The following is a 22,562-nucleotide window of genomic DNA, read 5'->3' as shown; positions in this document are numbered from 1 at the left end:
CATGACACTACAACCGTCTGCCCTTGAACAACAGATAGCCCTGTGTGACACCCAGCGCCAGCGCACCTGGTTGAGCCATTTTGATAGCCGCGATGCCTGGGCGCTGGGCAATAGCCTCTATCAGGCCGCCTTACAGGCCGGTTACCCGATGGCGATTGATATCACCGTGAACCGCAGTTGCCTGTTCAGCGCCCTGTTACCCGGGGCCAGCGGCGAAAATATTGACTGGGTGCGGCGCAAACGCAATCTGGTGGATCTGCTGGGGATCAGTTCCTGGGAGGCGGGGCTGATGCTGGAGCAGCGCCAGACCACCCTGGAGGCCCGCTACGGGGTCAGCCCCCGGGATTATGCCCCGTTTGGCGGCAGTTACCCGCTCCAGCTTACCGGCTGCGGGATGATTGGCACAGTAACGGTGTCTGGCGCGCCCCAGCGGGACGATCATAATCTGGTGGTGCGTACCCTGTGGGCCGCTGCCGGACAGCCGCTGGCAGAGTGGCAACCGGTGGCCCCCCGCTAACCTCACGGCTCAGGCCCGTCCCGGCAGATGGGCCAGCCGCTCCAGCTTCACCATAATCAGCAGCGTGACCGCCACCAGAATGATGGTCAGCGCCGCGCTGTCGGCAATATTCCCCCGATCCGTCAGGCCGAAAATCGCCACCGGTAGCGTGCTCCACCCCGGCGGGTAGATCATCATGGTGGCCCCCAGTTCCCCCATTGACAGTGACAGGCTTAGGGCAAGGGCTGAGATCATCCACGGCGTCAGTAACGGCAGCGTAATATGGCGCAGCCGGTAACCGGGTGATGCCCCCAGGCTGGCCGCCACCTGTTCGGTGTCTTTAGGCAGGCAGGCCAGCCCGGCACTCAGGTGGCTGAACGTAAAGGCGCAGACCAGAATAAAATGGGCCGCCGGAACAATATAAAAGGTGCCGTTCATCTGCAAAGGCCCCTGGCTGAACGCCACCAGTAGCCCCAGCCCCACGGATACCGACGGGATAGCGCTGGGCAGGTAGAACAGCATACTCAGTTTACGTTGCCAGAAGGCGCTGTACTGGCGCAGGGCCAGGGCCGCCAGGCTGCCGCAAACCAGGGCAAACAGGCTGGCGGTTACGCCGATAATCAGGCTGTTTACCAGGTTGTGCCAGCTGCCGCCGCTGAGGGCCGCCACATAGTGGCGCAGGGTAAACCCCTCGGGGATCACGCCATTCCACTGCTGGCTGAGGCTGGACATCAAAATGACCACCAGCGGCAGTAAGAAGAACAGGCAAAACAGCAGGATGGCGAGCAAGGCGGCAAGGCGCGCGCCATAACGGGACCCGGTCATGTTAGCTCCTTGTTGTGCTGTGGGCGGCGCGGCGGGCCGCCAGACGGTACAGGGTAAACAGGCCAAGGGAGAGGGCGATATTGATCAGCGCAATCACGCAGGCCACGGTGTAGTCAGATTCGAGGATAGCCTTGCTGTACACCATCATCGGTAAGGTGGTGACCCCTTTGGCGCCGATAAACAACACAATGCCAAATTCGTTGGTGGTCAGCAGCAGACACAGGCTGCCCCCGGCCAGCAGTGCGGGCCGGGCGGCGGGGAGGATAACCTGGCGCACGGTGCGCAGCGGCGTGGCGCCAAGAATGGCGGCGGCCTCAAGCTGGCTGCGATCCAACTGGCGCAGGGCGGCCATCAGCGGGCGCATCACCAGCGGGGTGAAAACGGTAATTTCAGCCAGAATGACCCCCCAGATCGAATAGAGAAAATTGACCGGCGGCAGGGGCAGGTTAAATGCCGACATCAGCCCGCCATTGAGTAGCCCGGCGGAGCCATAAATAAAGGTGAATGCCAGGGTTATCAGGAACGTCGGCAGGGCAATAATAGTGTCAATTACCCGGGCAATCAGGCCGCTGCCGGGGAAGGGAATAAAGACCAGAATCAATGACAGTAGCGTGCCGAGTACCAGACAGCCGACGGTGGCGCACAGGGCTATCTGCACCGTGTTAAGTAGCCCGTGGCCAAAGCGCCGGGAGCCCAGCACCTGTTCAACGGAGGCGAAACTTAATGCCCCCGCCGGGTCATGCAGCGCCTGGCCGGCAATCAACAGCAGCGGGTAAAAAAACAGTACCGCCAGCACCAGCAGCGGTAAGGCCAGCCAGCCACCCGGTAAGCGCAGACGGCCCGGCAGGGTAAATACCTGTGACAGCGCCATGTTACACCTCAATCAGAACAGCATCGTCCGGTTCAAACCACAGGGTCAGCGTCTCTCCGGGGCGGGGAAGCCCGTCGGTCTGGGTGACTACCAGCCGTAGCGCGTTACCTTGTACGTCACAGGTCAGGTGGGTCAGCTCCCCCTGCCAGCTCACGGCGGAGAGCCGGGCGGTCAGCCGGTTACTGTGGGGCGATCGCGGGGCCAGGCTAATATGCTGGGGGCGCAGACAGAGCAGTTTATTCCCCGGAGTGTGGGGGCCAGTGGCATAGCCACGGATCACCGCCCCGGCGCAACTGATATCAATGATGCCCGGCCCGTTACCGGCAGAGAGCGCCGTGGCGGGCAGAATATTCGCCCGGCCAAGAAACTCCGCCGCAAACCGGCAGGGAGGGTGGCGGTACAGGCTTTGGGTCTCCCCGTGGGCCACCATATCGCCGCCCTGCATAATGCCGATGTTGTCTGCCAGGGTCAGGGCTTCGCTCTGATCGTGGGTGACATAGAGGATGGTCAGCTCCGGCAGCTCCTGGTGCAGCCGGGCTATCTCTTCCACCATACTGTGGCGGATCTGCGCATCCAGGGCGGACAGCGGTTCATCAAGCAGTAACACCCGGGGGCGCACCGCGATGGCTCTGGCAATCGCGACCCGCTGCTGCTGGCCGCCGGATAACTGATGAGGGTAGCGCTGGGCATAATCCGCCATCCCCACAATGGTGAGGGCTTCTGCTACCCGTTCGGCGATCAGCGCCGCAGGCTGTTTGCGGGCCCGCAGCCCGAAGGCCACATTGTCACTGACCCGCATATGGGGGAACAGGGCGTAGTTTTGTACTACCATCCCCAGCCCCCGCTGCCAGGGGGGCAAATGGGTTACATCCTGGCCGCCAATGAAAATGCGCCCGGCGGCCGGCTGGACAAAACCGGCCACGGCCCGCAGCACTGTTGTTTTCCCGGAGCCCGAAGGGCCAATCAGCGCCAGCACTTCTCCGGGGGCGATGTTCAGCGACAGGGGTTTCAGTACCGTATTACCGTGGTAGGAGACCCGCACCTCCTCCAGCACAATGCCGGCGCTCTGCTGGGCGGTGGTTGCTGGTGTTTTCCGGCGTTTCATCAGCATAGGGTTACTCCTCCCCGGTCACGCTGCGCCAGCGGGCAATATCCGCCGCCAGCGTAGTCGCGACGGCGTTCCAGTCCGGGCTCCAGGGGGTGACACCGGCCATCAGCTGGTGGGCTTGCCGGTAGTGGTCGTCGGTGGGGGTAATATCCCCGCGTACCGGCAGCCCCCAGGAAAGGGCGCTGACCTGCATCTGGGCGGGTTTATCCAGCAGGAAGTTAATCAACTTTTTGCCGTTGTCACTCTCCGGGCCGTTAGCCACCAGGCCAATCACATAGGGTAGCGCCAGGGCGCTGCGCTGGCCGTGGCTGTCGGCGGGCCAGAAGATCCCGACATTGGGGTTACGCTGCATCTGTGACAGGTTCATCTGCACATCACCGTTAGCGATATACAGCTCGCCTTTATTGACCAGGGCGGTCAGCTTGCCGGTAGAGGCAGAGGGCCCGACATTATTTTTTTGTAACTGTGCCAGGTAGGCGAACCCGGCGTCTTTGCTGCCGAGGCTGTTAAAGACTTGCAGCATCACTGCGGTGCCGTCCCCGGCCTGGCCCGGGGTGGAGTATTGCAGCTTGTTGCGAAACTGGCTGTCCAGCAGGGCCTGCCAGGTGGCGGGGGGCTGGGACAGGTGCTGACGGTTGTAAATAAAACTCAGGTAGTTATTCACCAGCGGGGTGTAATGGCCGGTGGCCTCCGGGATCTGGTCAGCTCCCTGGGGGGTAAACGGCGCCAGTAACTGCTGGCTATCGGCCCGCTGGATAAACGGCGGGACGGTGATCAGCACATCGGCCTGGGGGTTGCTGCGCTCTTTGACCAGCCGCTCGACAATGGCACCGGAGCCGCCCTCCACATACTGCACACTAATGCCGGTGGCGCGGGTGAAGGCGGCAAACTGCTGCTGATACCAGCTGTTATCGCCGTCGTGCAGGCCATCGGCAGAGTAAACGGTAACCACCGGTGCCGCCCAGACAGGGGACGTGGCCAGCGCCAGGGTGGCAACCAGCATGCGCACGGAACCTTTCATGTTTATACCTCGCTAGAATAATTGGTCTATACCAGAATTTATTCCAGGCTAACGGTTTTTTATGACAGGAAAATGACCGCAACCTCATTTTCCCGGTATCCGGTGCGCGCGGGGGGGCTTCGGTAATGTTAGTGAGTGTCTACTTCTATTCTCAGGCTATCGTGACGCCAGTATTCAATATCAAAATCAAGCACCCTACCGTGCTGATCGTAATTCAGCCGCTGCAGTAACAGCGCCGGGCGGCCTTCCATCACCCCCAGCGCCTGGGCGGCCTGGGCCGGTAATGCGGTGGGGTAAAACGACAGATGCATACTGGTATATATCAGCCCGTAGTTCGCCTCGTATACCTCGGTCAGGCTGCCGTTGAGATCGTGGTTGAGCAGCTCCGGTACCCGGGCGGGCAGGCAGTGATTTTCGCTGTAACAGATTGCCCGGCCATCTGCCAGGCGCAGACGGGTCAGCAGGTAAATCTGATCAAAGGGTTGTAATTGCAGCGGGGCCATCACCTCGCCGGGTACCGTGGTAACTACGCCGTGCAGCAGGCGGGTTTCCGGGGTGCGGCCCTGCTCGCGGCACAGCTTATGGAAATTGGTGTTCTGGGTCGGGTCCATCCACAGGCGTTCCGGGGTCACAAACCAGCCGCGCCGGCCCGCCCGGTAGATAGCGCCGCTGGACTCCAGCTGGGCCAGGCTTTCGCGGATGGTTACCCGGGTGGTATTGAAAATGGCGCACAGCTCCCGCTCAGACGGCAGCTTATCCCCGCTTTTCAGGGCGCCGTTTTGAATACGCGCCTGGATCTGGGCTTTGATTACTAAGTAGTGGGGGGTCTCCGCCGCCGCTGGTTTCATGGTCACTTACTGCCCCGATAGATGGCTGATTCGATGGGCAACAGTATACATCGCCAGATGAATTTTTTATTTCAGCGCCATTTTTCCTTTGACCCGGTGCGCAAGATTTATCCATGATAATACGCATCTGGTATAGACCAATGGTGACAATATGAATCAACAACGCTATTTGCTGCTGACCCCCGGCCCGCTGACCACCTCGCCTACGGTAAAAGCGGCGATGCTGGTGGACAGCTGTACCTGGGATGACGATTACAATCTGGGGGTGGTGCAGGCCATTCGCCAGCAACTGGTGAGTCTGGCAACCACCGCCCGTGATGACTACACCGCCGTGCTCCTCCAGGGGAGCGGCAGCTATGCGGTGGAGGCGGTACTGGGGACGGTGCTGGCGCCACAGGATAAGCTGCTGATTATCAGTAACGGCGCCTACGGGGCGCGGATGGCAGAAATGGCGGGCCGCATGGGGATTGCCCATACCCTGTATGACTGCGGTGAGGTCTCCCGGCCTGCCGTGGAGGCCGCAGAACAGTATTTGCTGGCGGACCCGGCTATTAGCCATATCGCCATAGTGCACTGTGAAACCACCACCGGTATGCTCAACCCCATCCGCGAGATAGCTGAACTGGCGCAGCGCTACCGCAAAGGCTATATCGTCGACGCGATGAGCAGCTTTGGTGCTATCCCGCTGGACGTAGCCGAACTGCATATTGACTACCTGATAAGCTCCGCCAATAAGTGCATCCAGGGGGTACCGGGGTTTGCGTTTGTGATTGCCCGCCGGGCGGCGCTGGCGGGCTGTGCCGGGCGCTCCCGCTCGCTGTCCCTCGACCTGTATGACCAGTGGCGCTGTATGGAGGATAACCACGGCAAGTGGCGGTTTACTTCCCCCACCCACACGGTGCTGGCTTTTGCTCAGGCGCTGCGCGAACTGGCCGATGAAGGCGGGATAGCCAGCCGCCATCAGCGCTATTGCCACAACCAGCAGCAACTGGTCGCCGGGATGCGCCAGTTAGGGTTTACCCCGCTGCTGGAGGCGGACCAGCACTCACCGATTATTACCGCGTTTCGCGCCCCGCAGCATCCTCAGTGGCGTTTTGCCGAATTCTACCAGCGCCTGAAAGCCCGGGGTTTTGTTATCTATCCGGGGAAAGTCTCGCAAAGTGACTGCTTCCGCATTGGCAATATCGGCGAAGTGTACCCGGCAGATATCGCGGCGCTGCTGAGCGCGATTAAACAATCCATGTACTGGCTAGCGTGAGACCTCCTATGAACCAGATTAATGCAGTGATCCTCGACTGGGCCGGTACCACGGTCGATTTTGGCTCCTTTGCGCCGACGTCTATTTTTGTGGAGGCGTTTCATCAGGCATTCGGTATCCCGATAACCCTGGAAGAGGCCCGGGTGCCGATGGGGCTGGGTAAGTGGCAACATATTGACGCCCTCGGCAAGTTACCGTCGGTGGCGGCCCGCTGGCAGAACGCGCTGGGGCGGCCCATGAGCCACGCGGATGTTGACGCCATTTATGCGGCTTTTATGCCGCTGCAAATCCGCAAAGTGGTGGATTTTGCCACCCCCATCGCCGGGGTGACAGACACTATCCGCCAGTTACGTGAACAGGGGATCCGCATCGGCTCTTGTTCCGGTTATCCCCGGGCGGTGATGGAGGCGCTGGTGCCCGCTGCCGCACAACAGGGGTATGCCCCGGACCACTGGGTGGCCACCGATGATCTGGCCGCCGGTGGTCGCCCCGGGCCGTGGATGGCGCTGGAAAATGTCATCGCCCTCGGGGTGGATGCCGTCAGCCACTGTATCAAAGTGGACGATGCGGTACCGGGGATTGCCGAAGGGCTGAATGCCGGGATGTGGACCCTCGGGCTGGCGCTGTCCGGTAACGCGTTCGGCGCCACCTGGCAGGAGTATCAGAATATGTCCGCCGCGGAGGTGGCCCAGCGGCGCCAGCAGGCGAGCGAGACGCTTTACCGTGCCGGGGCCCATTATGTGGTGGATACCCTGGCGGAGTTGCCCGGGGTGATTGCCCAGATCAACCGCCGCCTGGCGCGGGGTGAGCGCCCCTGAGTGTTGCGATCAGCGCTGTCCGGCTGTTGGCTCTACCCAGCCGTGCTCCAGCAGTTGCCGGGTCTCCTGGCGGGCGGTTTGCCAGATGGCCAGCATCTCTTCGTCGCTGCGCTGGTACTGGCCGCCATAGTTGCCGTCGCCAATATATTCCCGCACCGCCCCGGCAGGGAGCTGGGCCAGTTGGGCCACGTCGAGGGCCGGTTTTTCATGGTCCGGCAGTGTCACACCGGCCAGACGGGTCCAGGGGAAGTTCTCCATCCAGGAGGCGTGGCTGGCATTGGTGGCGCAGTGCTGCACCTGGCGGCGGGTGTGGGGGGCTGACCACCAGTTGTGTAACAGCACCCGGGCCCCGGGGTGCTGGTTCAGCCAGTGGTGGATCTGGGCCTGGACCGGGCTGTTTCCCCCGTGACCATTAATGATAAGGATGCGGCGAAAGCCACTGGTGTACAGGCTGGTAAGAATATCGCTTATCAGCCGCTGGTAGGTGTCCGGGGTGAGGGAGATAGTCCCGGGGAAGGCGCTGAAATAGGGGGCCATCCCAAAGGGCAGGCCCGGGTAAACCGGCACCCCGCACAAATCACCCACTTCGTTAGCCAGCCGGGACGCGAGGATATGATCGGTACACAGGCTCAGCCAGGCATGTTGCTCAGTACTGCCCAGCGGCAGGATCACCCGGTTATCGTGCTTCAGGTACGTATCGAGCTGGAACCAGTTCATATTGGCAATTTGCATTTTACCCCCTTATTTACCGTGTTACTGCGCCAGCTGGCGTAATGCGGGCGACAGTTCGTTATGCAGATACTCCGGGTGCGGAATATGGCGGTACTCCAGCATGATGCCGTGGAGCGGATATTGCTGAATGCATTGCAGGCAGCCGGTGCTGTAGATAACCACCGGCGCGCTAGTCAGCCGATCGGCAATATCGCCATCATCAAGGGTGGCGGCGCGGATAATCCCTGCCTGGGGCGCGTGGCGCCTGACCCCACGCAGCATGGTGGGCAGGAACCGGACACAGTTGGCCACCAGTAGCAGCGGCATCCCCTGGGGCAGATGGTTCAGCTTCTGGCAGGTTTCCGGGGACAGGGTCAGCCAGGGGGCGTAGATAGGCACATGGCGCCCCAGACGCTGGCGTAGCGTCGGCACCCGGTGCGGGAGGGTGAGATATAACCCGTAGTGGGAGAGAATTTCGGCATCGAGGTGCCGAAAATCGGCGAAGGTGTAGCTATCTGCCTGCAATGTCATTCCCAGGGTTTGGCCAATTGCCGCCAGATACTGCCTATTCATCCGGTTCGAGCTGCCCACGTAGGCAATGGGGCAGCTCAGTTCCAGGCTGTTTTCTGTATGGCGGGTCAGCAAGTGCTGAAAAAAGTCCGGGTTGATGTCCAGGGACTGCGCCTCTGACAGTAATTGCATAAAACGCTGGCGCAGCTTCTCGTGCTGGTTGCCGGACAGTTCCCCCTGGCGTTCCCGCATCAGGTAAGTGCCTTTACCGGGGATGGTTTTGATAAGCCCCATCCCCTTGAGGGTATTGTAGGCGTAGCTCACGGTCAGCTGGGCGACCCCCAGCTGTTTACTGAGGGCCCGTACCGAGGGTAACAACGTTCCCGGGCGTAACTCTCCGGCCATCATGCTGTACTCAACGGCGCCGACAATTTGTGACTGGATAGCGATAGGCAGGTGTTTATCAATGGTGATTGGCATGGTTCCCCCTCGCCGTGACGGCCTGTTCCCCGATGACCGGGAGCGCAAGATCAAAATGGCGTGCCAGGGTTTGCGGCGATGCCGGGCGGGTGACCAGGCTGACCACCACCATCACCAGCATGGTAAACGCCCAGCAGACGATCAGCGGATCAAAGCCGAAGGTGGTATGCGGGAACCACAGGCTGACGCTGACATAGACGATTTCACCGATGATCACCGCACAAATGGCGCCGGTGCGGCTGGCGCGCTTCCAGTACATCCCGAGGATTACCGGGGCGACCCAGATCCCCAGCCCGCCAAAGGCAAAGCGGATCAGTGAGAAAATACTGTCCGGTTTGATGATGCCAATGATCATCGCGGCAATCCCTACCACCACGGTAAAGAGCCGCGATAAGCGCAGAATATGTTGCTCGCTGGCGGCGGGGCGGAACAGGTTCTGGTAAATGTCCCGGGTTATCCCCCCTGTGCACACCACCAGCAGGGCGGAGATCGTCGACATCCCCGCAGAGACGATCCCGGTGATCAACAGGGCGGAGATCCACGGGGAGACATGCTGCTGGAGGATCATCGGCACAATAAAGTCCGCGTCACTGCCTTTCAGGCCGTGAATAAAGGTGGCGGCGTTAACCCCGGCCCACTCAATCAGGGTGGCGGACAGCAACATGCCGAGGGTACCAAGGAGCACCGCTTTAAACATGGTGCGGTAGCTGTTCATGGTGAAGAATTTGGTGAACAGCGTCGGCTGGCCGATGGTGAAAAAGCTCCACATCACGATCATCGAGGCATAGGTCTGCCAGGGGAAGTTGCCGTTGGTGCCCGGGTGGGTCAGGTGGCCGGGCAGGGTCTCGCTGAGGGTGGTGGTGATGGCCTGAATCCCGCCCCCGGCCTGGACCGAGACCAGAAAGGTGACCACGGCGGTGGTCACCATCAGCGCCCCCTGCAACACATCCGTCATCATGGCGCCGGTCATTCCGCCGGTCATGCAATACAGGATGACGATAACCCCCATGGCGATAACCCCCACCCATTCCGGTAGCCCGGTAAAGGTATGCAGGATAACCCCAGCCCCCACGGTCTGGGCCCCCATCATCGCCAGCAGGAAGGCGACGCACATCACCGCGTGAATCCCGCGGATCCCGGTGGATTCATAACGATCTGCCAGGTAGTCGCTCATGGTCAGCATCCGGTAGCGTCTGCCCAGCAGGATCAGTTTACGGCCGACAAACAGCACCGGAATGATCATTGAAAATGCCAGCCCCGGCACCGAGATACTCATCCCGGCAAAACCGGTGCTGTAGGTCATGGCCGGCACCCCCATAAAGGTGCTCATACTGTACTGGCTGGCAAAGTAGGCGAAGCCCCCCACCACAGCCCCGGCTTTGCCCCCCATTACAAGGAAATCACTGAGTGAGCGGGTGGCCCTGGCGGCCCGCCAGCCAATCATCCCCAGCAGCAACAAGAACAGCACCAGAGTGGTGTAGAACGGCAGCGGATCGGGCTGCAAAACCAGTGGGCTAGCATTCATGGCGCCGCCTCCCCGGGGCTGTCCTGGTATTCCGGGCGCCCCAGGCATTGCCGGGCGAACAGCGCAATCAGCCCTACCACCAGGGTGCCATGGATCAGCCAGCCATAGATAAAGACCGGCACCCCCAGCCACCCGGCGGCGTAGTGGGTATTAAAAAACAGCGGCAGTGGCAAGATTATCAGCAGATACATCGCCATAAAAACGGCGAACCATCGCCTCTCAAAACCATTTGTTGTGATGTCCATTTACGGGGTCCATGTGTTGCTAACGGGGTAAGTTTTCGGTTTTTTTTGTCAAGCAGGGTATAACGACAGCCATATATAACGGTTGCGTACAGGCCCAACAATCCGCAAAACATCGAATGGCCTTCGCAGGACAGCAACGGTATCAGTACGGTTGCCCGATGTGGCTCACCCGGGTGATAACCCAGATTCAACATCGCGATGGCCCGGGAGCAAGACAGAAACAAGGCAGGAGAGATAACGGTAAACGGCGGGGAGTGCGGGCCGGAAACACAGGCGATCGGCGGGATCAGCGCCCGCCACGGGATCTCTGGCGCTAAAGCTCAGACCAACTGCGCAGCAGGTTATGGTACATATTCAGCAGTGACAACACTTCCTCCCCCTCGCCAAATTTAGCGCGCAGGGACTGAATATTTTTATCGAGATCACACAACATCGCCCGCTGCTGATTGCTGCGGATCATCGACTGTAACCACATAAAGGACGCAACGCGTTCACCACCGGTAACCGGGGTTACGCAATGCAGGCTGCTGGAAGGGTAGAGCACCAGATCCCCGGCGGGGAGTTTTACCCGGTGCTGGCCGTAGGTGTCGTTAATTACCAGCTCGCCCCCCTGGTAGCTGTCCGGGTGGCTAAGGAACAGCGTGGCGGACAAATCGGTACGCATCCAGCCTGCGGTTGGGTGGCTGCGCACCGCGCCATCCACATGAAAACCGTAGGTCTCTTCCTGGCGATAGCGGTTAAACAGCGGCGGAGAAATCGTGCGCGGCAGGGCCGCAGAGAAAAACAGCGGGCTGGCATCCAGGGCTTCCAGCACCCGGGATTGCAGGATCTGATACTGCGGGGTCCGGGTATCCACCTGCTGGTTATTTTTCACTTTCGCCCCCTGATCACCGGTGGTGGCGCGGCCATCAATCCACTGGGCGCAGGCCAGTTGCTCGCTGAACCAGGAGAGTTGATCGGCAGATAAAATCCGGGGAATGTGATACATCATGGCGCTATCTCCGGGGATGGTGCGTCCTGCACCATCCCGCTTACAGATTAGAAATGGACGTTGGCCGTCAGCAGGAAGGTGCGCGGCTCGCCGGGTTTATAACGGTAGCCGCTCTTATTGATTGAGGCCACATAGTTGGTATCAAACAGGTTATAGACGTTGAGCTGGAGATCCAGATTGCGGTTAACCCGGTAACCCAGTTTCGCATCGCCAACCCAATACCCTTCGGTAAAGGACGGGGTGCCGACTGCGCCGTCGGTGCCGCGTTTCATGCCGCCCACATAGCGGGCGCCGCCGCCAATGGAGAGGTCACTGGTGAGCTGGTACTGGCTCCACATCGTGAAGGCGTGCTCCGGGGTGTAGGGCAGGCCACTGCTGCCGTCCTGGGTGATATCGGCCCCGGTTTTGATGCTGGCGTGCTGCAGGGTGTAACCCCCCATCACTTGCCAGTCCGCAGTGATATTTCCCTGGGCGGATAACTCATAGCCCTCCACCCGCTTTTTACCGTACTGGGAATAGGTGCCATCGTCGTTGGCTTCCACTTCGTTTTCAATCTCGGTGCGGAACAGGGTGGCGGTCAGCAGCAGGCGCTGATCAAACAGCTGCCATTTGGTGCCTATCTCGGTGGTTTTTGCCCGCTGGGGCTGGAAGTCCGTCCGGTTGGCGCTGTTGCCGCTGCCGGACTGGGCAAGGGAGAAGTTGTTCCCCCCCGGCGGCTGCTGGGAAACCGCGTAGTTAATATACAGGTTGCCGTTTTTGGTCAGGTGGTAGAGGGCCCCGGCTTTCCAGTTCACCAGATTGCCGGAGTCAGACGTGTCCACGGTTTTGACCACCGCGTTTTTAGCCACTCCCGGTGGGCAAACCACCGCACCACGGCCGGTGCCGCCGCACTGGCTGGAACTGTCATAATCGGTGTGGTAATTGTCCAGACGGATCCCGCCGTTCAGTTCAATATCGCGGGTGATTTGCAGCGTGTCGAAGGCATAGATCCCAAAGGTGTCAGTGCGGCCATTGGCATTAGCGCCATTGCGATCCAGCCCCGGCAATTTAACGCTGCTCGACGGCGAGTAAATATTGACCGGCGGCGCGGTCAGGGCATTCACCCCGTAGTTGGTCTGGGTCTCCCGGGTAAATTCCACCCCGGCACTGACATCATGGCCAATACTGCCGGTACTGAATCTTGACGTGATATTGGTCTGGTTGGTGAGAATGCGGTTATTGGCATCCCGGGTATTCATCGAGCGGGCCATGCTCCAGGTGCCGACATCATTAGGGTTACCCATGGTGATATTACTGTCACCGGCCATAAACGAGGTCAGAATATAGTCCTGCTTGATACGCGACCAGCGGGTGGTATTACGCAGGGTGGTGGTGTCTGTCAGATCATATTCGAAGCGGATCGTGGCGGTATCAGTGGTGGAGTTATCGTAATCCGAGTCGGTGCCGTAAAAGTTACTGGTATTGACCTTGCCGGAACTGTTCAGCGCCGCGGTACGGGCCGACGGGGCTGAATACCCGGGCAGGCCGATGGTCGGAATATTGCCGTCCGGGGTGTTGTGCTGGTGCACATGCAGGTAGTTAAGGTACAGCCGGGTGGAGGTATCAAGGCCAAAAGCCAGCGACGGCGCGACCCCATAACGCTCATTGGTGACGTTATCCCGGCCGGCGTCGTGGGTTTTTTCGCCCATTAAATTCAGCCGAAACGCGGTGTTGTCATTGATGACCTGGTTGGCGTCCAGGGTGCCGCGGCGGAACCAGGCGCTCCCGGCACTGACAGAGGCATCCAGCCCGGTGTCGAGGCGCGGCTGTTTACTGATCATATTGATCGAGCCGGTAGGGGCGCTGCGGCCATAATCACTGCCGGAGGGCCCTTTAATCACTTCGACTTGCTCGGTATTAAACACATCCCGGGAGACGGTGCCGATATCCCGGATACCGTCGAGATAAATACTGTTTGAGGTATCCATCCCGCGCATATAAATCGCATCACCGGTGGAGGTATTACCGTTTTCCCCGGCATAGAACGCCCCCACGCCGGGGACATTTTTCAGGGCATCTGTTAGTGTGGTGGCCCCTTGATCTTTAATCACCTGCTCCGGGATCACGGTCATGGTACGGGTGGTATCGGCCACCGGGCGGGTGAATTTAGGGTCCGCTGACTGTTTCGGGGCATACAGGGAAGGGGGGGCTGACTCCACCACCAGGGTGTCGTCGTCTGCCTGATGCTCTTTTTCTGCTGCCTGAGCCAGCGGGGTTAAACCAATACATAAGCCCGTGAAGAATGTCAGCGAATGCCGGCTGCCAAAGGGTAAATTGCGATGTTTTTCCATATCAATGAGTAGCTTATTTTTTTAATTAATGTAATGCCGGCGCGGCGAGTTCCCCGTATACCGGGGAGTGAAAGACGCAGGTGAAACGGCGTACCGGCCTGTTAAATGTAAATGATAGTGATACTACTTATCATTTGCGTTGCATTGTTTACCATTCATTAACCAAAAAATAAATACATTTGTTTACATAATGTGAAAATTTGCCGTATCAGCGGGAAAGCGGGTGCCGGGGCGACAGGCAGCGCAGGAATAACGGCGACGAGGACGAGAACGAGGACGAGAACAAGAATGAGCGCGAGAAGAACGCTGCCGTTGCGCTACAACGGCAGCGGCAGGTGTTATGCACCGGCCCGGGTGAGCCGTTCCATCTGTTGTGGGGTCAGTTCCAGCGCCAGGGCGCCGACAAAGTCATCCAGTTGCTCAACACGCGTTGCGCTGGCAATCGGGGCGGTAACCCCCGGGCGATTAATTAACCACGCCAGTGCTACCTGGGCCGGGCGAGTATTGTGCTCTTCGGCAACCTGATCCAGCGCCTCCAGCAGCGCCATACCGCGAGGGTTAAGGTAGTCCGCCACCCGTGAACCGCGCTGGCTCTGTTGCAGATCGCTCTGCTGGCGGTACTTACCGGAGAGAAAACCGGACGCCAGGCTGTAGTAAGTCACCACGGCGATATGCTGCCGGGCGCACAGTTTTTGCAGGGTTCCCTCGAAGCTGGCGCGGTCATACAGATTGTATTCCGGCTGCAACACCTGGTAGCGCGGCAGGCTCTGGCTGTCGGCCACCGTCAGCGCCGCCTGAAGCTGGTCGGCATTGAGGTTGGATGCCCCAATCGCCCGCACTTTCCCGGCCTTAAGTAATGTATCAAAGGCGCCGAGGGTTTCATCCAGCGGGGTTTCTTTATCCGGCCAGTGGGAGAAATATAAATCAATATAATCGGTGCGCAGACGGCGCAGCGAATCCTCTACCGCCTGGTTTATCCAGCGGGCAGAAAGCCCTTTTTTATCGCCGCCGAGATCGGCCCCGACTTTGGTGAACAGGGTGATTTTATCCCGGGCACCGGGGTGTGCCGCCAGCCAGTTACCGATAATGGTTTCCGATTCTCCCCCCCGGTTACCGGGCGCCCAGGCCGAATAGACATCGGCGGTATCCACTGCCGTTAATCCCCGCTCCAGCAGGGCATCTAACAGACGAAAACTTTGCGCCTGGTCAGCGGTCCAGCCGAAGACGTTACCCCCGAATACCAGTGGTGGAATCGATAACCCCGTCGTACCCAGCGTACGTTGTTGCATCGTATTGTTCTCCTGTTGCGGCGGCGCGGCGATACCGTCCTGGTAACCGACACCCGGCAGAGGCGGCGCATCCTGAGCACGGCCTGAAACGTACGTTTTATATACTGGCGGGGATGGCGCCGGTGGACTACGCAATTATTGCGGCTTTGGTGCAGAAATATGTGTGCAGATGTGTAATCAGCCCGCGAAATAATGACACCCGGTCAGATGAATATTTTTCATCCTCAACCGGGGTCATCGTGTGGCTGGAGGCCTACAGTGCGACCACCGGCCGCCGCCAGGCCAGCAGGTAACCCAGCGCAACACACAGCAGGATTAACCAGGGAATCCCCATGATCAGCCGGGAGTCACTGCCGCTCAATAGCTGTAAATTTTCCACCACCAGGACAATGGTCCCCGCCATAAAACAGAGCGACAACAGCGGCGCATAGCGAATCTGCCAGCGGTTATGGTTGAGCTGCGGGCGGCGGTGGAAGAAGGCCAGTACCGCCGCGGACACCCCGGTTTGCAGTACCAGAACTGACAAGGTCGCAATGGCCGAGCCGAAGGCAAAAATCTGCGCCATCGGATCTAACCCGGCCAGCCCCATAGCACCCAGCAGGGCCATTAACACCAGACTATAGACGTGGCAGGCGTGATGCGGCGTGCCGTGGTGCGGATGGGTGGCGGAGAGTGTATGCCAGATCAGGCCATCCCGGGCGATACTGAAAAAATAGCGGGCAATGTTGTTGTGGAAGGCCAGCGTGGCGGCGAACAGGCTGGTGATAAGCAAAATAGACATAGTATCTACCGCCCACTGGCCCACGTACTGGCGGGTAATATCAAACACGAAATTCCCCGGATCGCGCCGGGCGATGGCGCTTATCTGGTTGATATCCCAGGCCTGGACCAGCGCCCAACTGGTGAAACTGAAAAAGGCGGTAATGATCAACAGCGAACAGAGGGTGGCCCGGGGGACGGTTTTTTGTGGCTCCCGGCACTCTTCCCCGTAAATCGCCGTCGATTCAAAGCCGATATACGCCGCAATGGCGAAGATAAACGCAATGCCCAGATGGCCGTCCATAAACACCGCCGGTGTGAACGGGGCAAAGGTCAGCGAACCGGCTTTTTGCGTCACGATGGCGGTGTCGGTCAGCAGCATGATAGCCACTTCTGCCAGCATCAGTACGCCGAGGATTTTCCCGCCGATTTCCACCTTTTTAATGCTCATTACCCAGACGATGGCGACAAATGCCCCGCTTAATACCCACCAGGGCGGTGCGGCGCGGAAGTGCTGGCTGAGCAGCGCCTCAGTAAAAAACCCCAGCATTGAGACGATAGCAATCTGGATGGAGATATACCCCAGCAGGGCCAGAATAGAGGCGGCGGCGCCGCTGTGCCTGCCGAGGCCGAGAGAGATATACGCGTAAAAAGCCCCGGCATTGGTGACGTGCCTGCTCATGGCGATAAACCCCACGGAGAAGGTCATCAGGATCAGGCAGGCCAGTAGATAGACCACCGGGATCCCGGCACCGTTACCGGCAAAAATGGCGACCGGTAACCCCCCGACCACCCCGGTGAGCGGGGAGGCGGCGGCAACCACAAAAAAAATAAGCGAGAACAAGCCAATGCTGTTTTTCCGTAATCCTGTCTTTGCGTTCATAAACATGTCCTGTTATCAGAATCTTGTTATCTGGCGGCGCGCAGGTAGGCGGCTGCCAGGGCAGGTGGACAGGCTGATAGTTCATGAAGCGCATAAGCAAAGATAGAAGAAATCGGACAGCGCCACGGGCCACCATACGGGGTTTTGCGGTGCGTCACATTCAGCCATGCTGAATGCGGCTGGCGTAGGCCATGGCGGCCATATAGTGCCAGTACTCCCCGGGGGTGGTGTTATTTAACGCCCTGAATTCCCGTAAAAAGTGGGACTGATCGCTAAAGCCGAGGTCCAGCGCGATACGCGATAAATGCGGCGCCGGGCTGTGGCTGAGGGCGTGGATTGCTGACTGGAACCGTACCACCCGGCAAAAACCTTTCGGGGACATGCCGGTGTCGGCCCGGAACAGGCGCTGCAGGGTCCGGCTGCTGTAACCGGTGCGGGTTTCCAGCGCGTCGATACGAATATTACCGTGCTGCTGGCGAATACGCTCGATGGCGTAGCGGATCACCTCACAGGGCGCGCGCAGGGAACGGCTGGCAAAATGGTGGTTAAATAGCGCTATCTGGCGGGAAAAGGTATCCGCGCTGACTATCTGCTCAAAGGCGGTGCGGCCATCCGGTACCGCATCGAGGAAGTTAAATTCATGGCCCGGTAACTGTTCGGCCTGGAGGTCGAGAAAGTCCGGCATCATGCCCGGCAGAAACCGCACGCCAAAATAGTGATGCCCGCAGCGTAGTTCCACGGCCCGGGCGTGCATCAGCGTGCCGCAGACCCTGGCCCGGGGATCACTGCTGTCGCAGTCAAACAGAATATCCACGCAGCCGTCCGGTATCGCCAGCGCCGGGCCAGGGGGGGCGGTAACCCGGAAGCGGTAAAAATGGCTGATGCCGGACTGGCGGATCTCGCGCTGGTAGTAGGGCGAACCGGCACTCACCACAAAGTAAGGCTGCTCTGGGCAGGCGGCGGGGCTTGCCGTGCGTGACGTTAACATAATGACCTTCCCGGGATCGGGGATTGATTGACCGTAATTTACAAACCTTGATGCAACAAAGATTTAACATTAAATTAAAAACTCGCCAGGTTTTTGTCGTAAATATTCAATACAGCTCTCATTAACCCGGTTACTAATACTGGCCATTACGGTGTTACGGGATGGCTGCTATGCATATTGACGAAACCGCCACGTATTACACGGCGACAAAAAAATATAATCTTAATTTTCCGTCACTTGAGAATGATATTGATGTCGATGTGGTGATTATCGGCGGCGGATTCTCGGGGATCCATACCGCCCTGGAACTGGCGGAAAAAGGCATCACCAATACGGCGGTGCTTGAGGCGCGTTACCTTGGCTTCGGCGGCTCCGGGCGTAACGGTGGCCAGGTAATGGCCGGGATCGGGCACGATCTGGATAAAATAAAAAGCGCGGTCGGCGAGGAGGGGGTGAAGACTATTCTCGCCCTGAGCGAGCTGGGCCCGCAAATTATGCGCGAGCGCATTGCGCGCTACCAGATCGATGCGGATTTTCAGACCGGGTATGTCTATCTGGGGTTTAACCCGCGCCAGAGCAAAACATTGCGCCAGTGGGAAGGGCTGTTTACGTCACTTAATACCCGCGACGATATTCACTACCTCGAGGGCGAGGCACTGCAATCGGTGATTGGCTCCCGGGCTTATCAGAGCGGGCTGGTGCATATGGGGGGCGGCCATGTCCATTCGCTGAACCTGTTACTGGGGGAGGCGCAAGCCCTGACGACACGCTACGGCGGGCGCATTTTTGAACACAGCCCGGTGGTGGAGGTTAGCTATGGCGATAGGATCCGGGTGCGTACCGCCAAAGGATCGGTTACCGCCAGCAAGCTGGTGTGGTGCTGTGACGGGTTTATTAACCACCTTGAGCCGGAATTGCACCGCTCCACCATTAATACCTACGCCTTTCAGTTGATGACCGAGCCGCTGTCCGATGAACTGATTGCGCGTATCAGCCCGATTCGCGGGGCCTACAGCGATATTCGCCCGATTATCGACTACTACCGGGTCACCCGGGAAAACCGCCTGCTGTTCGGGGCGGCGACACCGCTGGTGGATTATATCCCCGGGGATCTCAAGGCCTGGAACCGCCGCCGGATGCTGAAAATTTTCCCCTATCTCGACAAAGTGAAAATCGACCTCGCCTGGGGCGGCCCGATGGCCAGCACCCGCAATCTGTTCCCGCAGATTGGCACCTTGCCGGGCCGCGATAATGCGTTTTTTGTCCAGGGGTACTGCGGTTTTGGGGTTACCCCCAGCCAGATTATTTGCAAGGTACTGGCGGAGGGCATCACCGGCGGCAGTGAGCGTTACCGGTTAATCAGCAGCGTGCCGCGCCAGTCACTGAACGGGAAAGATAACTTCCGCGCGCTGCTGTGCACGCTTGGTAAGGCGATGCACCAGACCGCCGGGTACTGGCAGGGACGCCGTTAATGGCGCTATCCATTTACGACAATCAAAAGGTAACATCATGAAATTATATGCAATTGACGACAGCACCACCCTTGATGCCCTGGACAACTGGGGGAAATTCAGCGCCATTGGTGCTGAAGATCTCGGCGGGGATGTTGAGGCATTTGGCCGCATGACGCTGGGTGCGCCGGGGGATGCCACCAGTGCCGGTTACTTTGGTACCCGCCGCGGCAGTTTTCGTCTGCATTATCCGTTTACCGAGCAGGCGACGTTGTTGTCCGGGGAAGTGCGGATGGTCAACGAACAAAGCGGCGAACAGTTTCATTTTCGCGCCGGGGACAGCTGGCTGATTGCCCAGGGGACGATTACCCGCTGGGAGGTATTGAGCGATGATTTTGTGAAGCACTATCTGGCGGTGGCCAGCAGCCAGTAGGGCGAGCCCGGAGGCTCGCCCTTATGGGCGGGATCAGTTATTTACCGGGATCACGGCACCTTTATATTTGGTCAGGATCCACTGCTGGATCGGTTTGGAATGAAGGACATTGACCAGCGCCACGATGTCCTTTTTCTTCTCATCACCGCGGTGCACCGTAATGATATTGGCATACGGGTTGTTCTCGCCGCTTTCTACCGCAATCGGGTCATGCACCGGGTCAAGGCCCGCATCAATGGCGTAGTTGGCATTAATAACCACCGCATCACCTTCGTCATTGTTATACATCTGCGGCAGCAGGGCGGCCTCCACATTCGGCAGGAACTTGAGCTTTTTCGGGTTATCAATAATGTCGCTGATGCGGGCATTCACTTTATCCACCCCCGGCTTCAGCGTGATCACGCCGGCTTTTTCAAAGATAGACAGGATGCGGCCCTCTTCAGAGACTGCATCGCGCATGATGATTTTGCCGCCCTGGGGCAGATCCTGGAGGGATTTGTACTTCTTAGAGTAAATACCGATTGGCTCAATGTGGATAGCCCCAGCGCTGACAAAGTCATAGCTCTTGTCACCGGCGTGATCTTTAATAACGCTGTTCAGGTACGGGATATGCTGGAAGTAGTTGGCGTCAATCTCCCGGCTGGCCAGTGCGGTATTCGGCAGAATGTAGTCCTGGAAGCGTTTAATCTCCAGATCGATGCCCTCTTTGGCGAGGATAGGCTTCGCCTGTTCGAGAATTTCAGCGTGGGGCACGTTAGAGGCCCCCACCACTAAGGTATCGGCCAGGGCGGTAAAGCTCAGGGCGCTTAAGGTGGCGGCGGCGATCAGTGTCAGTGTTTTTTTCATGATGTTGGTTCCAATATTGTTATTAGCGTTTGTCTAACAGAGAGGTCACTACGTCGCCGCAGAACTGGATGATGAACACGATTATCAAAATGGTCACCGTGGCCACCAGCGTGACGTCGTTGTGGTTGCGCTGGAATCCTTCCAGATAAGCCAAATTTCCCAGACCCCCGGCGCCGATCACCCCGGCCATGGCGCTGTAGCTCACCAGGGCAATCAGGGTCACCGTGATACCGGAGACCAGTGCCGGAGAGGATTCCGGCAACAGAACACGAAAAATTAATGTACTCAGCCGGGCACCCATCGAACGGGTTGCCTCGATAACCCCTTTGTCGACCTCACGCAGGGCAATTTCGACCAGCCGGGCATAAAACGGCGCTGCCCCGACAATCAGAGCCGGTAAGGCGGCATTGACCCCGAGAATGGTGCCCACCAGGACCTTGGTAAATGGGATCAGCAAAACAATCAAAATGATAAACGGGATCGAGCGGAACACGTTCACCACCAGCGATATCACGCTATACAGCGGCTTGTTCTGAAACAGCCCGCCTTTGGCGGTTAAAAACAGCGCCAGCCCCAGTAAGGTGCCGAGGACAAACGTGGCCACCCCGGATAAGGCGGTCATATACAGCGTTTCCTGGGTGGCGTCCCAAAGCTGGTCCCATTGCAAATGGGGAAAAAGTGTTTCAGTCACGGGAGATAACCTCACTTTCAATGGCGCTGGCCTGTAAATCGGCCGCTATCTGCACCAGTTGTTCCGGGCTGGCATCAACATGCAGCCACAACTGCCCGAAGACCCCCTGAGCGGTTTGGGTCATCTTGCCGTGCAGGATATTAAACGGCAGGCCGTATTTCAGGGTCAGGGCGCCCACCACCGGCTGGTGGGTGCGCTGGCCGGTAAACGTCAATTTAATAATCACCCCGGGGAGCCCGGCCGCGAGGGCGGGATCGAAGTTGTCGCTCCCCCCGGTGGCGTTAATCTGGCTAACAAACTGGCGGGTAATCGGCTGTTGTGGGTGGGTAAATACCTGTAATACGTCGCCTTCTTCCACCACGTGGCCGTTTTCCATTACCGCCACGCGATGGCAAATCTTACGCACCACGTGCATCTCGTGGGTGATCAGCACAATGGTTAAGGCGAAGCGCCGGTTAATATCCAGCAGCAGATCGAGGATCTGATCCGTGGTCTGGGGATCCAGGGCAGAGGTGGCTTCATCACACAGCAGGACATCGGGGTTATTGGCCAGCGCCCGGGCGATGCCCACCCGCTGTTTCTGGCCGCCGCTCAGTTGTGCCGGGTAAGCGTCTTCGCGGCCTTGCAGGCCAACCAGGGCGATCAGCTCCGCCACCCGGGCCTTAATGTTGGCTTTCGGGGCGCCGGCAATCTGCATTGAAAAGGCAATATTCTCGCTTACCGTGCGGGACCACAGCAGATTAAAGTGCTGGAACACCATGCTGATTTTCAGGCGTGCCTGGCGCAGGGCCTCGCCCCGGGCGGCAGAGATCGCCTGGCCGTTAATGGTCACGCTGCCGGTGGTGGGTTTTTCCAGCCCGTTTAACAGCCGAATCAGGGTGCTTTTCCCGGCGCCGCTATAGCCGATGATGCCGTAAATCTGCCCTTGTTCAATACGCAGATTGACGTCTTGCACCGCGGTGATAGGGCGCTTCCCCTGGCTAAAAATCTTCGAAATATTGCTGAGTTCAATCATCCTGGCGGCTTACCTATTTTTTCATATCATTAGCGTTTTTTTGTATTTAGCATTTTTTACGTCTGGAGATATAGACGTCCAGATGGTAATTGGTGTTGAGAATTTTTCAAAGAACAAAATAGCGCCGCCATAGAATGAAAAGGAATAAAAGCCGCGCCGGTGCGGCAATT

The 22,562-nt window shown here is 58.7% G+C and carries 22 protein-coding genes; 5 read left to right on the top strand and 17 right to left on the bottom strand.

Annotated elements, in window-relative coordinates:
- The first annotated feature begins 1 nt into the window (after window position 1).
- Entirely contained in the window at window positions 2-517 is a 516-nt protein-coding gene (locus tag F9C28_RS02765) for a heme-degrading domain-containing protein (protein ID WP_199013643.1), read from the top strand.
- Window positions 518-526: 9 nt separating this feature from the next.
- Here F9C28_RS02765 and F9C28_RS02760 read toward each other — a convergent pair whose 3' ends face one another.
- The 5 genes from F9C28_RS02760 to phnR all read right to left on the bottom strand — a co-directional run bounded on the left by F9C28_RS02760 (window position 527) and on the right by phnR (window position 5,169).
- Window positions 527-1,321, bottom strand: coding sequence for an ABC transporter permease subunit (locus F9C28_RS02760; protein WP_199013641.1), 795 nt, complete (start codon window positions 1,319-1,321; stop codon window positions 527-529).
- Between the two features lies 1 nt (window position 1,322).
- Window positions 1,323-2,186, bottom strand: a complete 864-nt coding sequence (locus tag F9C28_RS02755; RefSeq protein ID WP_408641431.1) for a 2-aminoethylphosphonate ABC transporter permease subunit — start codon at window positions 2,184-2,186, stop codon at window positions 1,323-1,325.
- Window positions 2,187-2,193: 7 nt separating this feature from the next.
- Window positions 2,194-3,303 (bottom strand): 2-aminoethylphosphonate ABC transport system ATP-binding subunit PhnT, encoded by a 1,110-nt coding sequence (phnT, locus tag F9C28_RS02750; RefSeq protein WP_199013638.1) that lies wholly within the window; start codon window positions 3,301-3,303, stop codon window positions 2,194-2,196.
- Between the two features lie 4 nt (window positions 3,304-3,307).
- Entirely contained in the window at window positions 3,308-4,321 is a 1,014-nt protein-coding gene (locus F9C28_RS02745; protein WP_199013637.1) for a 2-aminoethylphosphonate ABC transporter substrate-binding protein, read from the bottom strand.
- A 128-nt stretch (window positions 4,322-4,449) separates the two neighbouring features.
- Window positions 4,450-5,169 (bottom strand): phosphonate utilization transcriptional regulator PhnR, encoded by a 720-nt coding sequence (phnR, locus tag F9C28_RS02740; RefSeq protein ID WP_199013724.1) that lies wholly within the window; start codon window positions 5,167-5,169, stop codon window positions 4,450-4,452.
- Window positions 5,170-5,320: 151 nt separating this feature from the next.
- Between phnR and phnW the strand changes: the two genes are divergently transcribed.
- Complete coding sequence (gene phnW / locus F9C28_RS02735) at window positions 5,321-6,427, top strand: 2-aminoethylphosphonate--pyruvate transaminase (RefSeq protein WP_199013636.1); 1,107 nt, start codon at window positions 5,321-5,323, stop codon at window positions 6,425-6,427.
- An 8-nt stretch (window positions 6,428-6,435) separates the two neighbouring features.
- Window positions 6,436-7,245 (top strand): phosphonoacetaldehyde hydrolase, encoded by an 810-nt coding sequence (gene phnX / locus F9C28_RS02730; protein ID WP_199013635.1) that lies wholly within the window; start codon window positions 6,436-6,438, stop codon window positions 7,243-7,245.
- A gap of 9 nt (window positions 7,246-7,254) precedes the next feature.
- Here phnX and F9C28_RS02725 read toward each other — a convergent pair whose 3' ends face one another.
- The 9 genes from F9C28_RS02725 to F9C28_RS02685 form a co-directional block, all read right to left on the bottom strand.
- On the bottom strand, window positions 7,255-7,977 hold the full coding sequence (locus tag F9C28_RS02725) for a creatininase family protein (protein ID WP_199013634.1): 723 nt from the start codon (window positions 7,975-7,977) through the stop codon (window positions 7,255-7,257).
- Window positions 7,978-7,998: 21 nt separating this feature from the next.
- Entirely contained in the window at window positions 7,999-8,946 is a 948-nt protein-coding gene (locus tag F9C28_RS02720; protein WP_199013632.1) for a GntR family transcriptional regulator, read from the bottom strand.
- Window positions 8,930-10,471: a sodium:solute symporter family transporter gene (locus F9C28_RS02715; RefSeq protein ID WP_233148871.1), complete on the bottom strand. Its 1,542-nt coding sequence runs from the start codon at window positions 10,469-10,471 to the stop codon at window positions 8,930-8,932. The genes F9C28_RS02720 and F9C28_RS02715 overlap by 17 nt, the downstream gene beginning before the upstream one ends.
- Window positions 10,468-10,716, bottom strand: a complete 249-nt coding sequence (locus F9C28_RS02710) for a hypothetical protein (RefSeq protein ID WP_199013630.1) — start codon at window positions 10,714-10,716, stop codon at window positions 10,468-10,470. Before F9C28_RS02710 ends, F9C28_RS02715 begins: the two co-directional genes overlap by 4 nt.
- 313 nt (window positions 10,717-11,029) lie before the next feature.
- Window positions 11,030-11,707, bottom strand: coding sequence for a PKHD-type hydroxylase YbiX (gene ybiX, locus F9C28_RS02705; protein ID WP_199013628.1), 678 nt, complete (start codon window positions 11,705-11,707; stop codon window positions 11,030-11,032).
- Between the two features lie 47 nt (window positions 11,708-11,754).
- Entirely contained in the window at window positions 11,755-14,037 is a 2,283-nt protein-coding gene (locus F9C28_RS02700; protein WP_199013627.1) for a catecholate siderophore receptor Fiu, read from the bottom strand.
- A gap of 338 nt (window positions 14,038-14,375) precedes the next feature.
- On the bottom strand, window positions 14,376-15,326 hold the full coding sequence (locus tag F9C28_RS02695) for an aldo/keto reductase (RefSeq protein ID WP_199013620.1): 951 nt from the start codon (window positions 15,324-15,326) through the stop codon (window positions 14,376-14,378).
- Window positions 15,327-15,579: 253 nt separating this feature from the next.
- Window positions 15,580-16,968 carry an APC family permease gene (locus F9C28_RS02690; protein WP_199013618.1) on the bottom strand — a complete coding sequence of 463 codons (1,389 nt, stop codon included), beginning with the start codon at window positions 16,966-16,968 and terminating at the stop codon, window positions 15,580-15,582.
- A gap of 160 nt (window positions 16,969-17,128) precedes the next feature.
- Window positions 17,129-17,956: an AraC family transcriptional regulator gene (locus F9C28_RS02685; protein ID WP_199013616.1), complete on the bottom strand. Its 828-nt coding sequence runs from the start codon at window positions 17,954-17,956 to the stop codon at window positions 17,129-17,131.
- Between the two features lie 170 nt (window positions 17,957-18,126).
- Here F9C28_RS02685 and F9C28_RS02680 point away from each other — a divergent pair, with 170 nt between their 5' ends.
- Both F9C28_RS02680 and F9C28_RS02675 read left to right on the top strand, forming a co-directional pair.
- On the top strand, window positions 18,127-19,428 hold the full coding sequence (locus F9C28_RS02680) for an NAD(P)/FAD-dependent oxidoreductase (protein ID WP_199013614.1): 1,302 nt from the start codon (window positions 18,127-18,129) through the stop codon (window positions 19,426-19,428).
- Window positions 19,429-19,465: 37 nt separating this feature from the next.
- A complete protein-coding gene (locus tag F9C28_RS02675) occupies window positions 19,466-19,840 on the top strand; it encodes a cupin domain-containing protein (RefSeq protein WP_199013612.1) in 375 nt (124 codons plus the stop codon).
- 33 nt (window positions 19,841-19,873) lie between these two features.
- On the opposite strand, the gene F9C28_RS02670 is transcribed toward F9C28_RS02675, so the two are convergent.
- The 3 genes from F9C28_RS02670 to F9C28_RS02660 are packed head-to-tail and all read right to left on the bottom strand — an operon-like array spanning window position 19,874 to window position 22,392.
- Entirely contained in the window at window positions 19,874-20,686 is an 813-nt protein-coding gene (locus tag F9C28_RS02670; protein ID WP_199013610.1) for a MetQ/NlpA family ABC transporter substrate-binding protein, read from the bottom strand.
- Window positions 20,687-20,708: 22 nt separating this feature from the next.
- Entirely contained in the window at window positions 20,709-21,377 is a 669-nt protein-coding gene (locus F9C28_RS02665) for a methionine ABC transporter permease (RefSeq protein ID WP_199013609.1), read from the bottom strand.
- Window positions 21,370-22,392 (bottom strand): methionine ABC transporter ATP-binding protein, encoded by a 1,023-nt coding sequence (locus tag F9C28_RS02660; RefSeq protein WP_199013608.1) that lies wholly within the window; start codon window positions 22,390-22,392, stop codon window positions 21,370-21,372. The genes F9C28_RS02665 and F9C28_RS02660 overlap by 8 nt, the downstream gene beginning before the upstream one ends.
- Window positions 22,393-22,562 lie beyond the last annotated feature (170 nt).

Origin of the sequence: Shimwellia pseudoproteus, from assembly GCF_016415625.1 — a bacterium.
Classification (GTDB): Bacteria; Pseudomonadota; Gammaproteobacteria; order Enterobacterales; family Enterobacteriaceae; genus Shimwellia; species Shimwellia pseudoproteus.
The sequence above is the reverse complement of the archived record's forward strand: the minus strand, read 5'-3'. Positions and strand labels throughout refer to the sequence as shown.

What these genes read in the sequence shown, in the direction of transcription:
- F9C28_RS02765 (WP_199013643.1), top strand. Translation starts at nt 2, where the DNA reads ATGACACTACAACCGTCTGCCCTTGAACAACAGATAGCCCTGTGTGAC.
- F9C28_RS02760 (WP_199013641.1), bottom strand. Translation starts at nt 1,321, where the DNA reads ATGACCGGGTCCCGTTATGGCGCGCGCCTTGCCGCCTTGCTCGCCATC.
- phnT (WP_199013638.1), bottom strand. Translation starts at nt 3,303, where the DNA reads ATGCTGATGAAACGCCGGAAAACACCAGCAACCACCGCCCAGCAGAGC.
- F9C28_RS02745 (WP_199013637.1), bottom strand. Translation starts at nt 4,321, where the DNA reads ATGAAAGGTTCCGTGCGCATGCTGGTTGCCACCCTGGCGCTGGCCACG.
- phnR (WP_199013724.1), bottom strand. Translation starts at nt 5,169, where the DNA reads ATGAAACCAGCGGCGGCGGAGACCCCCCACTACTTAGTAATCAAAGCC.
- phnW (WP_199013636.1), top strand. Translation starts at nt 5,321, where the DNA reads ATGAATCAACAACGCTATTTGCTGCTGACCCCCGGCCCGCTGACCACC.
- phnX (WP_199013635.1), top strand. Translation starts at nt 6,436, where the DNA reads ATGAACCAGATTAATGCAGTGATCCTCGACTGGGCCGGTACCACGGTC.
- F9C28_RS02725 (WP_199013634.1), bottom strand. Translation starts at nt 7,977, where the DNA reads ATGCAAATTGCCAATATGAACTGGTTCCAGCTCGATACGTACCTGAAG.
- F9C28_RS02720 (WP_199013632.1), bottom strand. Translation starts at nt 8,946, where the DNA reads ATGCCAATCACCATTGATAAACACCTGCCTATCGCTATCCAGTCACAA.
- F9C28_RS02715 (WP_233148871.1), bottom strand. Translation starts at nt 10,471, where the DNA reads ATGAATGCTAGCCCACTGGTTTTGCAGCCCGATCCGCTGCCGTTCTAC.
- F9C28_RS02710 (WP_199013630.1), bottom strand. Translation starts at nt 10,716, where the DNA reads ATGGACATCACAACAAATGGTTTTGAGAGGCGATGGTTCGCCGTTTTT.
- ybiX (WP_199013628.1), bottom strand. Translation starts at nt 11,707, where the DNA reads ATGATGTATCACATTCCCCGGATTTTATCTGCCGATCAACTCTCCTGG.
- F9C28_RS02700 (WP_199013627.1), bottom strand. Translation starts at nt 14,037, where the DNA reads ATGGAAAAACATCGCAATTTACCCTTTGGCAGCCGGCATTCGCTGACA.
- F9C28_RS02695 (WP_199013620.1), bottom strand. Translation starts at nt 15,326, where the DNA reads ATGCAACAACGTACGCTGGGTACGACGGGGTTATCGATTCCACCACTG.
- F9C28_RS02690 (WP_199013618.1), bottom strand. Translation starts at nt 16,968, where the DNA reads ATGAACGCAAAGACAGGATTACGGAAAAACAGCATTGGCTTGTTCTCG.
- F9C28_RS02685 (WP_199013616.1), bottom strand. Translation starts at nt 17,956, where the DNA reads ATGTTAACGTCACGCACGGCAAGCCCCGCCGCCTGCCCAGAGCAGCCT.
- F9C28_RS02680 (WP_199013614.1), top strand. Translation starts at nt 18,127, where the DNA reads ATGCATATTGACGAAACCGCCACGTATTACACGGCGACAAAAAAATAT.
- F9C28_RS02675 (WP_199013612.1), top strand. Translation starts at nt 19,466, where the DNA reads ATGAAATTATATGCAATTGACGACAGCACCACCCTTGATGCCCTGGAC.
- F9C28_RS02670 (WP_199013610.1), bottom strand. Translation starts at nt 20,686, where the DNA reads ATGAAAAAAACACTGACACTGATCGCCGCCGCCACCTTAAGCGCCCTG.
- F9C28_RS02660 (WP_199013608.1), bottom strand. Translation starts at nt 22,392, where the DNA reads ATGATTGAACTCAGCAATATTTCGAAGATTTTTAGCCAGGGGAAGCGC.